12 protein-coding genes and 1 pseudogene are annotated in these 12,419 nt (G+C 41.4%); 3 read left to right on the top strand and 10 right to left on the bottom strand.

Annotated elements, in window-relative coordinates:
* Positions 1-2: 2 nt before the first annotated feature.
* Positions 3-1,262 (bottom strand): extracellular solute-binding protein, encoded by a 1,260-nt coding sequence (locus PCY71_RS00840; protein ID WP_301412382.1) that lies wholly within the window; start codon positions 1,260-1,262, stop codon positions 3-5.
* A 12-nt stretch (positions 1,263-1,274) separates the two neighbouring features.
* Positions 1,275-3,437: an alpha-galactosidase gene (locus PCY71_RS00835; protein WP_301412381.1), complete on the bottom strand. Its 2,163-nt coding sequence runs from the start codon at positions 3,435-3,437 to the stop codon at positions 1,275-1,277.
* Between the two features lie 102 nt (positions 3,438-3,539).
* Here PCY71_RS00835 and PCY71_RS00830 point away from each other — a divergent pair, with 102 nt between their 5' ends.
* The 3 genes from PCY71_RS00830 (at position 3,540) to birA (ending at position 6,406) form a co-directional block, all read left to right on the top strand.
* Positions 3,540-4,370, top strand: coding sequence for an AraC family ligand binding domain-containing protein (locus tag PCY71_RS00830; RefSeq protein ID WP_301412380.1), 831 nt, complete (start codon positions 3,540-3,542; stop codon positions 4,368-4,370).
* 82 nt (positions 4,371-4,452) lie between these two features.
* On the top strand, positions 4,453-5,454 hold the full coding sequence (locus tag PCY71_RS00825; protein ID WP_301412379.1) for a LacI family DNA-binding transcriptional regulator: 1,002 nt from the start codon (positions 4,453-4,455) through the stop codon (positions 5,452-5,454).
* A gap of 16 nt (positions 5,455-5,470) precedes the next feature.
* Positions 5,471-6,406 carry a bifunctional biotin--[acetyl-CoA-carboxylase] ligase/biotin operon repressor BirA gene (gene birA, locus PCY71_RS00820; protein WP_301412378.1) on the top strand — a complete coding sequence of 312 codons (936 nt, stop codon included), beginning with the start codon at positions 5,471-5,473 and terminating at the stop codon, positions 6,404-6,406.
* A gap of 52 nt (positions 6,407-6,458) precedes the next feature.
* Here the strand turns inward: birA and PCY71_RS00815 are convergent, their stop codons facing one another.
* The 8 genes and pseudogenes from PCY71_RS00815 to PCY71_RS00780 all read right to left on the bottom strand — a co-directional run bounded on the left by PCY71_RS00815 (position 6,459) and on the right by PCY71_RS00780 (position 12,412).
* Complete coding sequence (locus PCY71_RS00815; RefSeq protein WP_002895701.1) at positions 6,459-6,650, bottom strand: DUF3272 domain-containing protein; 192 nt, start codon at positions 6,648-6,650, stop codon at positions 6,459-6,461.
* Between the two features lie 38 nt (positions 6,651-6,688).
* Positions 6,689-8,359: a DNA polymerase III subunit gamma/tau gene (gene dnaX, locus PCY71_RS00810; RefSeq protein WP_301412377.1), complete on the bottom strand. Its 1,671-nt coding sequence runs from the start codon at positions 8,357-8,359 to the stop codon at positions 6,689-6,691.
* Positions 8,359-8,856: a GAF domain-containing protein gene (locus tag PCY71_RS00805; protein WP_301412376.1), complete on the bottom strand. Its 498-nt coding sequence runs from the start codon at positions 8,854-8,856 to the stop codon at positions 8,359-8,361. The genes dnaX and PCY71_RS00805 overlap by 1 nt, the downstream gene beginning before the upstream one ends.
* Positions 8,857-8,995: 139 nt before the next feature.
* Positions 8,996-10,096, bottom strand: a complete 1,101-nt coding sequence (locus PCY71_RS00800) for an alpha/beta hydrolase (RefSeq protein ID WP_072073844.1) — start codon at positions 10,094-10,096, stop codon at positions 8,996-8,998.
* Positions 10,097-10,106: 10 nt separating this feature from the next.
* A complete protein-coding gene (locus PCY71_RS00795; protein WP_301412375.1) occupies positions 10,107-10,517 on the bottom strand; it encodes a helix-turn-helix domain-containing protein in 411 nt (136 codons plus the stop codon).
* A 175-nt stretch (positions 10,518-10,692) separates the two neighbouring features.
* A pseudogene (locus PCY71_RS00790) lies at positions 10,693-10,821 on the bottom strand (GAF domain-containing protein); the annotation flags it as partial.
* Positions 10,822-10,850: 29 nt separating this feature from the next.
* A complete protein-coding gene (locus tag PCY71_RS00785; protein WP_002906734.1) occupies positions 10,851-11,684 on the bottom strand; it encodes an alpha/beta hydrolase in 834 nt (277 codons plus the stop codon).
* A gap of 104 nt (positions 11,685-11,788) precedes the next feature.
* Positions 11,789-12,412 (bottom strand): Type 1 glutamine amidotransferase-like domain-containing protein, encoded by a 624-nt coding sequence (locus PCY71_RS00780; protein WP_301412374.1) that lies wholly within the window; start codon positions 12,410-12,412, stop codon positions 11,789-11,791.
* Positions 12,413-12,419: the final 7 nt, after the last annotated feature.

Raw genomic sequence — 12,419 nt, 5'->3', positions numbered from 1 at the left:
TCCTACTCTACGTCTGCTTTCATCGGATTGAAGAAGGCATTTAGTGCTTTCGCCATATCCTCTTTGTCTCCAGTTGTAATATAATTTCCAGTCAAGGTATAAAAATCACTTTCACTGGTCCAGTCTTGAGCTAGCCAAACGAGGTGTCGGTCTGTAAATGCTAGTTCAGCAAGACCGGCTAGCGGTGCATCTGACCCAGCTTCCTTGACACCTTCAATAGCTGTTGGTGAGCCGTCCACATCATAATATTTCTGCATAACTTCTGGACGCGACATATATTCAACAAAAGCATTGGCTTCTTTCTTGTGCTTACTACTTGAAGAGATAGACCAAGCTAGGTCTCCTGCTCCAATGGTCAAGCTTTGTCCTTTTTGCTTTCCAGGGAAAGGGAAAGTTCCAACATTAAACTTAGGATCTTGCGCATTGATTGCTGTGATAGCCCAAGAACCATTTGGAGTCATCAGGGCATCGCCCCTAGCAAAGGCACCGACAACATCAGTATAACCTGCTCCCTGCCAGTTGGTTTGCATGGCTCCTTTTTTGCGGAATAAATCTAACAGCCTGAAATCATCTTTAAGCACTGAATCTGAAGACTTAATGGCATTTGGCTTGGAAAAACGTAGGTAATCATTCGCTTCCTTACCGCCACCTGTTGCAGTGGCAAGAGCTAACTGATGATAACCATTCAAGGTCCAAGTATCTGCTCCTGCAATGGCAAAAGGCGTTTCCCCTTTTGCTATAATCGTATCAACTAATTCTTCAAATTCCTCCCAAGTCTCTGGAACTTTCAAGCCCAGTTCTTTAAATTTATCTTTGTTGTAATAGATACCATAAGCATTAGCAGTATAAGGAATATTGTAAATTTTCCCGTCAATAGCATATTTATCTGAGTAATGATTCTTAACTCGCTTGAGATAATCTTTATTAGATAAATCTTCAAAGTACCCAGCTTTAGCCCATTCTTGCAATTCAATAGACTGGGGAAAGATATTGACAACATCTGGGATATCTCCAGCCAGAACGCGCGTTTTGAGTACTTCCCCAGCATTAGGGACGTTTACCACTTTCACATGCACATTCGGATTTTCTTTTTCGAAGTCTTTGGCAATCTCACGAAGGGTATCAACCATTTCACCCTTCTGATTAAAATACTCAATCGTTACCTTGCCATCTGTCGACTCCCCTTGGCTACTGCAAGCTGACAGCCCCAAAAGGGACAGTCCTGTAATAGCAGCTAAGCTCATCTTTTTATACCATTTCATGGTCTAGCCTCCTTATTTTTTAATAAAATGCAACTGTCTGCTAAGATAATCTCCTTGCGGAAGATTCATAGTGATACCAGCATACATGAGTTCTGCACCTGAGTAAACTGCGCCATTTCCCTGCAGCTCATAAAGCCCTTCTTCTTCTAAGTCTTTTAGTTTCAAGGTTGTTTCCATCGTTTCCACAACTGATAAGACTCGGACGTAGGTTACAATCGTTTGATCTTCATAGTTAAATTGAACCGCTGCTTCATTGGAGTCAACATCTGGATTGATTAGCCTATACTGACGTCCTAGCTGGACCACTGGCCGTAATTCTTTATACAACTTCACCTGGTCTGCAATCGCCGCTTTCTCTTCATCTGATAAACTAGTCAAATCAAGCTCATACCCCAGATTTCCCATCATAGCAACATGACCACGAGTTGCCAACGGAGTAATTCGTCCCATCTGATGATTAGGCACTGCCGACACATGGGCACCCATTGAAATAGTCGGATAAAGATAAGAAGATCCATATTGGATTGGCAAACGAGCTATGGCATCGGTATTGTCACTAGCCCAGACTTGAGGGAAATACCGCATCATACCAAGATCATTTCGTCCACCACCACCTGAGCAGGACTCAAATAAAATATTCTCATATTTCTCTGTCAAATATTTTACAATTTCATAAAGCCCCAAGATATACTTATGCGACTGCATTTTGGTCGCCAGATAGCTAGTGCCATTCCCAAGATTGGTAATATTACGATTCATATCCCATTTTATGTAGTCAATATCGTGCTGACTAAACAGCTGATCCAGTGTTTCTTTGATATAGGCTACCACATCTGGATTAGCATAATCCAATACGAGTTGATTGCGAGAGTAAGTATGATCCCGATCAGGCACTTGAATAGCCCAGTCTGGATGTGCCCGATAAAGCTGACTGTCTACGGAAATCATTTCTGGCTCAACCCATAAACCAAATTTCAATCCTCTGCTATGAACTTCTGCTATGAGCTCTGTCAAACTGCCACCTAGCTTATCTTCATTGACAAACCAGTCGCCCAGAGCCCTATTGTCATCAAAACGGTTGCCAAACCAGCCATCATCGAGAACAAAGAGCTCAATACCAACTTTCTGTGCCTCATCTGCTAACTCTAGCAACTTCTCTTTTTTGAAATCAAAGTAAGTTGCTTCCCAGTTATTGATTAAAATTGGCCGCTCTCGCTTCGCAAAAGCTTTAGGAATGATATGCTCTTGAACAAAAGCTTGGCTCTCATGACTAAGACCAGTCAAACCCTGAGCCGAATAATTCAACAGCGCAACAGGACTATAGAAAGTCTTCCCCGCTTCCAGTTTCCAAGCAAAGTTATCTTCATTGATACCGATACCTAGCCGAACTTCATTCAACTGATTTTGCTGAATCCAAGCTTCAAAGTTTCCGCTATAAAGGAGCTGAATTGCCCAAACTTGACCAGCCTCTTCCGTCGTTTCACTATCACAAAGGATAAGGCTTGGAGTCTGCGCGTGACCAGAAGCTCCTCGGTTAGAAGCTATTTTGAAAATTCCCTGTTCTAACTTGTGACGACGAACTGTTTTCTCCCTAGCATAAGCTCCTTGTAAACTAATCACATCATAAGTACCTGCCGGCAAATCTGCCATTAAGCTCAAGTTCTTATGTATGACTGCTGTCTCTCTACCGATATTTTCCAGCTTAGTAAAGGTTGCAATGGTATTACTATCCTCAAAAGCTGTGTAATAGAGAGTGAGACGTAAGTTAGCTACTGAATCCTCTAAAATAAAGGCCAGTGTTTCTGCATCTTCTGTACTGTGAGGGCTAGGAAGTCCTGGAACTTCCAAACCTCCCTTAATCAGCTGACTCTCAACAAACCGAAAATCTGTTACTTCATTATTAGCATGTTGGACTTGCAGAGAAGGTTGCCGAAAGTCTCCTAAACCATGCTGACCCAAAACCTGTCGCTGGGTATCTAAGCTAAAACTCCGCTCATTCGACCTCGGATTACCAGAAAATGCATGATCTCGCTCAAATACTGTATTGGAAAAATGATAGGATTCGATTTTTCTGCCTAAGTGTTTAAGCAAAAGGTAGCCATCCCTTTCCTCAATGATAAGACTGGAATTTTTTGTATTGATGTAGAATAGATGTTTGTCTATTTTGATAGCCATTTCTGAACCTCCATATTTACTAATATTTTACCTTATGAAATCGCTTCCTAAAATAGAATTATGTTAGGGAAATATGGTAAAATGTTAGGTAGGAGGTGAATTATGCTCGTTTTTTCAGAATACCAAACCGGAACAATTGATCTCGCACTTAGCTTCTACGGATACGAAGAGTGCACTCCTAACTACTCTTTTGGGCCAGCAATTAGAGATACCTATGTGCTTCATTACGTTACCAAGGGGAAAGGAAGATTTCACTACAAAGGTAAAATTGTCGATTTAAAAGCGGGAGATCTCTTTCTGCTCAAGCCAAATGAACTTACCTTTTATCAGGCAGACAAAGAAGAACCTTGGTCCTACTACTGGCTGGGAATGACTGGAGGTAGGGTTTATGACTACTTCAATCACTCACAGATTTCCGAAGACTGCTACCTACTTGCTAACCAGGAACGAAAAACAGATAGGATTGGGAAAATTGTTGAGAACTTAGTTTACTTCGCCGAGCAGACCAAATCTAACCAACTAGCTCAACTCCACATTATGGGCCAACTTTATGAACTCATCTTTCACTTGGGTAGCGTTGCCTGTAAGCCCCAAGCAAATACCCTATCTGCAAGCCAGCAACTCTATCTAGCCTGCAAGCAGATAATCGACACTCAATATCCCAATCCTAACCTCAGCATTCAAGATATGGCAATTAAGTTGTCCGTTCATCGTAGCTATCTAACAACCATTTTCAAGGAGGAGCACCAAAGCTCACCTAAAGAATATCTGGAATATGTCCGAATGCATCGAGCTAAACAACTCCTCAAAAACACCCGTGAACCTATCCAATTTATCGCCTATTCTGTCGGTTTCTCAGATCCCCTTTACTTTTCAAAGGCTTTTAAAAAATATTTTGGCTTTTCACCCAGTTCATTTCGAGAACAAAGTTAAGTTTTACTAAACATATCTTTGTTATTTACTAATTTTTGAGTTATAATTTATGTAGACAGTAAATTAAAAAGGATCAAATCAAATGGCTACTATCAAAGATATCGCCCAAACTGCTGGTGTTTCTCCCGCAACTGTTTCTCGGGTTTTGAACTATGACAAGTCCATGTCTGTCAGCGATGAGACGCGCAAAAAAATTTTCGATATCGCTGAACAGCTCAACTACAAAAAAAGCAACAGGCAGAAAAAGACTGCATCTCAAACCCATCGCATCGCTATCGTGGAATGGTACACCGAGCTGGAAGAACTAGATGATCTTTACTACTACTCCATACGCCTAGGCATTGAAAAGAAAGCCCGGGAACTGGGCTATGATATCGTACGGATTTTCAACAACGACTCTCTAAGCCAGCTAGAACAGATTGACGGCATCATTGCCATCGGAAAATTCAGCAGCAAGCAAGTCAAGGAGCTGGAGCAATACAGTCCTGCACTGGTTTTCGTGGATAGCGATACGCTCGACCAAGGCCACAGCTGTGTGACAACGGACCTTGAGCATGCCGTTACTCATGTTCTCGACCATTTTCTTCAGCAGGGCTTTCGAGAAATCGGTATGATTGCTGGACGTGAAGAGACCGCAGACGGAACGACAAGTCTTGACGATCCGCGCTTGGCCTGCTTCTGCCGTTACCTTAGTGACAAAGGTCTTTATCAGCCGACTTATGTCAAGACAGGCAAGTTCTCCTCAGAGTCGGGCTACCAGCTGATGAAAGACATGATTGACGAACAAAAAGAACAGATGCCCAAAGCATTTTTCATAGCCAGCGATGCTCTGTCTGTCGGTGCCCTCCGTGCTCTTCAGGAAGCGGGAATAGCTGTTCCCCAAGATGTCCAGATTATTTCCTTTAATGATACATCCATTGCCAAATACGTCTATCCGCCTCTCAGCACTGTGACAGTCTTTACAGAGGAAATGGGCAAGCAAGCTCTGCAAATGCTAGACCAGGTGATTAAAACCGACGAAAACCTCATCCCTTACATGATTAAGCTCTCAACCAAGCTGACACTAAGAGAAAGCAGCCTTTAAGCTAGAAAGACCGCCTATGAAAACCTACGAAAAAATCTTTGACATCCTCAGTCAGGCTGACGACTATGTCAACGGCGAAAAAATAGCCCAAGAATTGGGCGTTTCACGAACTTCCATTTGGAAAGCCATTCAAAAACTGGAGAAAGAAGGCATCCAAATCGAGTCAGTCAAAAACCGAGGCTATCGATTGACAGCGGGTGACTTGCTGATTCCTGATTGGATTGAAGCAAATTCCCCTGTTCAGGTCTCCTTTAATCCTGACTGCCAGTCCACTCAGATGGATGCCAAGGCTGGCATGGAAGCCGGACGCCCTGCCGACACTCTCTATCTAGCCGCTGCCCAATCTGCTGGCCGTGGCCGTTTCGGTCGTGCCTTCTTCTGCCCCAGCCAGGGCGGCTTTTACATGTCTCTCCACCTCAAGCCTAACCTCCCCTTCGACCAGCTCCCCTCCTATACTATCTTGACCGCAGGAGCTATCTATAAAGCAGTAAAAAATCTAACCCTTATAGAGGTTGATATCAAGTGGGTCAATGACATTTACTATCGAAACAAGAAAATTTCCGGCATCCTGACCGAGGCTACAACTTCTATTGAGACAGGGCTCGTCACTGATGTTATCATTGGTGTTGGCTTTAATTTTTTCATTAAAGACTTTCCAGCTGACATCAAAGAAAAAGCAGGTTCCCTCTTTGAAGAGAAACCAGCCATTAGTCGCAATGAGCTCATTGCCGAGATTTGGAAATGCTTCTACGAAAGTGACCCAGAAGAGCTCATCTATCTCTACAAGCAGCGTTCCTTGGTGCTGGGACGACAAGTGACCTTTAGCCAAAAAGGCGTGGACTACCAAGGTTTAGCAAAAGACATCTCAGACAGCGGGCAACTCTTAGTCCAGCTGACTGATGGTCAGGAAATCTGGCTCAACAGCGGTGAAGTCTCGCTGACTAGTTGGTAATCAAAAATTTCATTTCAAAAGGACTGAGTTATAAGACTCAGTCCTGTTTTCATTATTTCGGTCCTAAATGTTTATCGATTTCATCCACAATCCGCCCCATGACATAGGAAATCTGCAGATTGCGCAGCACCAAAACTGCCCAGAAAGCAGCCATAAAATAGCGCCCCGCCATGATAGATTCATTGAAAAAATAGGTTTCTAAGGCTGTGAAAACAGCCATCACAATAAATTGTCGTCTGTTCATAGATTTATTATAACACGAAAGCTTAGAAAAATCTTTTTTTAATCCTCTTGAATGGTAATTTTTTCTGCTAAAAAGTCAAATCCTTCTGGAATCAGGTTTTCCTCTTCCTTTTCTTCAGCCACAGCCTTATCATTACGATTGCGAGCTGAAAAGTCCGCCCGAATCTTGGTCCACTCTTCCAAGGAAATAGCCAAAATCTCTGGTGAAAATCCTGCCGCATTGCTGAGGATATTGCCAAACATGGTATTGAGATTGTCCCGCTTCATGGTCTGCTCAGCGTTGAAATTAGACTCAAAAGCTAAGATAGCATGACTTTCATTGGCCGCCACCGGCTGCGAGCCTGCTAGCAAAGCCTTATCAGCTCCAGCCAGACTTTCGATAATTTCAGCCCAGGCATTCTGCAGCTTGGTCAGGTTGCTGCGAGCCAGACTAGGATTCTCAACAGCCTCTTCTAGGATGGCATTGACCTTATTGCGGTCTGCTCGGTAGCCCTTAGATTTCTGCGGTCGAATATCCGAAGTTTTGACAGCCGCTACAGGTTTCCCATTGCCATTAGCCAGCTGCTGTTTAAGACTATCTATCTCTTGTCTCAGACCCTTGAGCTCATCTGCTAGATTATCCGGAATGGATGCCGCTGCAGGAAGACTGCTGGTCTCTGCCAGTCGAATGGTCATCATTTCTGTATAAATCTTGGGCTGCAGGCTGTTCTTGATGTCTGCCAAACTCTTGGTCGCCATATCTATCATGGCAAAGAGAGTGTCCTGCGGTGTCTTGAGATTTTCCAGAAAGAGCTCGCTGGCATGATGATTTTCCCCGCCAGTTTTGACAATGATCAAGTCACGCAGGTATTGCAGGAGGTCTGTCACAAAACGAGCCATGTTTTTACCGCTATCAAAAATCAAATTGAGATTATCCAAGGCTGCTACTGCATCATGAGCAATCAAGGCTGCTACATAGCCATCCAAGGCTCCCAAGCTGATAGAGCCAGTGATTTCTTCAGCTATGTCTGTAGTCAAACGATTTTCCTGAGTCAAGCTAAGAGCCTGGTCAAGTATAGATAGGGCATCCCGCATACCGCCCTCAGCTCGACGGGCAATAATCTGCACACCTTCTTGCTCAAAATCAATACCTTCCTGCTCTAAAATCCACTCAATATGACCAATAATGTCCTGCGTCTTGATAGACTTAAACTCAAAACGCTGGACGCGGGAAAGAATGGTCGCTGGAATCTTATGTAGCTCTGTCGTCGCTAGGATAAAAACCACATTTTCCGTTGGATCTTCCAAGGTCTTGAGCAAGGCGTTAAATGCTCCTGTTGAGAGCATGTGCACCTCGTCAATAATATAGACCTTGTGCTTAGCTAGACTGGGCGCATAGGTGGACTTGTCCCGAATATCACGAATCTCATCTACCCCATTATTAGAAGCTGCGTCGATTTCTATGACATCTTCAAGGCTCCCCTCAGTAATAGCCTGGCAGATATAGCAGTCATTGCAGGGCTCACCGTCCTTTTGATTCGGACAATTCATAGCCTTGGCAAAAATCTTGGCAACACTGGTTTTTCCTGTTCCACGTGGACCAGAAAAGAGATAGGCATGGCTGATTTTTCCTTGCTCCACAGCCTGACGCAGAGTGGTAGCCACTACTTGCTGTCCCACCAGCTGACCAAAGGTCTGACTGCGATATTTCCGATATAAAGCTTGATACATTAGGCTTTTTCTCCAAACATTTCAAAATTCCAAATCGTTTTTTCAAGCAAAATCTGGACAAACTTTTCCAGATATTCCTGATCTACCTTATCATAATCACCCGTCAAGGCTGAGTCCAAATCTAGCACTCCAAGCAGGCGACCATCTTTTACCATGGGCACCACAATTTCGCTCTTAGCCCGGCTATCACAAGAGATATAATTGGCATGCTGGGTCACATCATCTACGATAATCGTCTCTTTTTTCTCAGCAGATTCCCCACATACACCCTTACCTAAGGTAATATAGACACAGGAAACACCTCCCTGAAAAGGCCCCAAAATCAGCTCTTTCCCATCAAAAAGATAGAAACCTGCAAAAACAGAATTAGGAAGAGCTTGATTGAGCAGGGCGCTAGCATTGGAAAGATTGGCCAAAGCATTGGTCTCACCCTCCAACAAAGCTTCCAGCTGTGCCAGTAAAAGTTGATAATTTGAAATTTTTTCTTTTGTGTTCATAGAGTCTATTATATCAAAAAAACAGTCTGATGACTGTTTTTGAAATAAAAATAAGAAGTACAACTAAAATAAACTTTAAACTTTTCGTCAAGTGAAAATCCCAATAGATAAAGCAAAAACATCTCTCACCTTTAAGATTCTATTTACACCTTTTTTGTAAATCATCAATCGCCCGAATAAAAATCTCAGGTTTTTCAGCATGAATATCATGCCCACTCTTGATATTATCTATTAGATGATTGTTCAACAAAAGTTTGTCTACTCGCTTAGCATCTTTGTCATCCATAGCACTCAAGAGAATCCCATTTTTATCATAGTAATTTTTCTGATTCAAAGGCCGAGCCACATGAAGCAATATAGATGGACATTGAACTTTTTTCAAGATTTCTTCCTGTTCAAATCCCTTGAACCAAGAAAAATCATAAAATGTTGAGCCAAAACGAAGATCGTAATCTCCTGTTCCATCCTGTAAATTAGCTGTTAAGTCATAGATGAGATTCACTTGTAATTCTGGCGGATAGTACCAAATTCTAGGAATCTTTCCTGGATGATTTTTCATATAGTTCAGAGCTGGTTTTTTGACAATTTTATTAAAATTTTCCTCACCAAAAAGTTTTTTTAAATAAGTATGTTCTAAAAAATAGGCAGTATAATTTTTTTTACCGCTTTTTAAGAAATCATACATATCTTTAAATCCTAACCAAGAAAAAGTAGAAAGTGCTCGACTAGGCTCTGTTGAAAAGAACGGTGCATCTTCTATCAATAGTCCTCTAACAGTATCAGGAGCTAGTGCAGCTACCATTGTTGCCAGAAGCCCTCCTGATGAATGTCCTGAAATGAACACAGGAGCTTTTATAATATTATGAATAAACCAAATGAAATCCTGACTATTTTCCAGTGCTGAATATTTAGCAGGATTTTTACTAGACCCACCATGTCCATAACAATCTACTGCATATACATGATATCGCTTAGACAATTCTCCAAAAACCTTGGCGTAGTCCTCCCAAGATACTTGCTGGCCATGGATCAGGAGTAAAGGGGGACCATTTTTGGGACCTTCGCCATAATTTATAAGAGATCCATCTGGTAAAGTCACTTGCTTTTCTATCATCCCAGCTTGTCGGATATATTCAAGATTAGCCTTATCATAGTGAAGATTACGATAAGCAAACCACCCTGCACTTACCAATATAACAGCTATCAATATCAAAATAACTAACATCATTTTCCTTTTCATTCATTGCCTCCTACTTTTCTGAAAAATACTTAGGAGTTTCTAGAAAAAAATTCGGATCTAATAACGCCAATCCTTGATTTTCATCTCCTAGCAAAAGAAGCTGATCTCCCGCTTTTATTTGAAAAATATTTCGTGCCCGAGGGGGTAAGTGGATTTCACCACGCTCTCCCACCGTTACTGTTCCAAAAATATATTTCCCTTTGAAACTAGGAGTTGTCAATAAATTGCTCTCTAAATGTACTAGTTCATCCAAACTCACATCAAAATAATCAGCTAATTGAGAGGAATAAATCACATCTGGAACGCTTTCTCCTGCTTCCCATTTTGCTATAGTCTGTCTTGATACACCTATTTCCTCGGCCAGTTTTTCCTGAGAAATATTCTCTCTTTTTCTTAAAATAGCAATATTTTTAGAAATCATTTTTTAATCTCCTTTTTATGATTACACTGTTAGTATAGCAAAAAAGCTGGTTACTTCAACCAAGCTTTTCTTACTTTTTATAGACCTTTTGTTAAAAATCGTAGCAAAAATATTTTATTACTCCTCCAAAACTTTCACTTCTTCACCCTCCACAAGCAAAGCTTGGTGATTATTAAGGCAAGGCTTGATTGAGCAAGGCGCTAGCATTGGACAGATTGGCCAAAGCATTGGTCTCACCCTCCAACAAGGCTTCCAACTGAACCAATAAAAGTTGATAATTTGAAATTTTTTCTTTTGTGTTCATAGAGTCTATTATATCAAAAAGCCGGTCTTTCAACCAAGCTTTTCTTTAATTTTGTTATCCAAAAATTCATCAATCAGTCTATTTACAACATCGGGTTGGTCGGTATTAGAATTATGCCCCGCCTTATCAATCCATTGAACAGGCTTCCCAGTATTTCTTTCATAGGCCCTCAAATATCGTATACAAGACCCTGCACGATCTTCTTTTCCACATATAACCAATTGTGGACATTTTACTTCATAAGAAAACTTCTTCTCTACTGCTTCTGAAAATATCTTATATCCGTATCCCGCAAGACGAGCATACCTTTCTTGATCGCCATCATAAACCATCATCATATCATACATCAGTTTTCTTCCATAATCTGTTGTTGATACGCTTTTAGGGCCTGATTTCAAAAGAGAGTTCCATGGATAGATTCTATAAATTGCCTCCATATTTTTTAAGAGCCACAATTCCATAGCTGTATAATACTTCCTTTGAAGGGATGGTGAATCAATCATAACAAGACCTTTTAATTTCTCAGGAAAAAGTTGAGCATAAACCTGTCCTACATATCCTCCCATTGACTGACCAATTACTATTGGATTTTCTATTCTCTCTTTGACAAATATTTCATCCAGCCAAGTTGCTAAATCAAATAAAGTAAAATCAAGACGAAATGGATAAGATGAAGCGTGTCCAGGTGCGTCCCAAACCAAGACTCTATATGTATCTTTAAAATATTCTATTTGTTTTTCAAATAACCTATGATCAGCAATTAGCCCAGGTAAAAAGATAAGATTGCTTTGGGTTGATTCAACAGCATCATTTGTCCAATAATGAATTATTCCACTTGGTGTTTCATATGTTTTTTCAATCAAAGTTCAACACTCGCATTCTAATTTGTTTAATCTAGTTTATCGCAATTGCACTCATTCCTCTTATTAGAGTTTCTCGAGTAGGTCCACTAGAAAATATACCCTGCTTACTTATTCTCCTCCAAAACCTTCACTTCTTCACCCTCCACAAGCACAGCTTGGCGATTATTGAGGGGAAGCAGATTCAGCTGGTCGCTGTATGTATCCAGAGTTGCCTGAGCGCTTTCGACAAAGGGTTCTTCGCCAACATGAGGCAGGACATAAAAATCCACCTCGTTTAGTGCCTCTGTATCATTCAGTTCCTTAGCAACCGCCTTATCGTCCATAATCTTATTATAGTCAATGTCTTTGGCTGTGATGATAGCACCAGCAGATTCACCCACATAAACCATGCCATCCGCAATCTGCTCTTTTATCAAGGACAGAAGTTGCTTTTTCTTAAGTTCTTGCAAAAGGTAAAAGGTATTGCCGCCAGAGACATAGAGGAGTTTGCTTTGGAAAATTTTGGCCTGAGCTGTTTCTCTATCACAAGCTGAAATATCCAAGACTTCTACTTGAAATCCCAAGTCCTCAAAGGTTTGCAGGGCTTCGTCAATATAACCCCTATAGTCTTCTACATTTCCAGCCGTCGGGATAAAAAGTACCTGATTGCCCAATTGCTTTTCAGACGCATATTGTCTGAACAAGTCCTTGACTCCCGCAAAATATGAACATAAAAATAATTGTTTCATAGGATAC

The sequence above is a fragment of the Streptococcus sp. SN3 genome (assembly GCF_030439905.1).
This window is presented reverse-complemented; position numbering and strand designations above follow the sequence as displayed.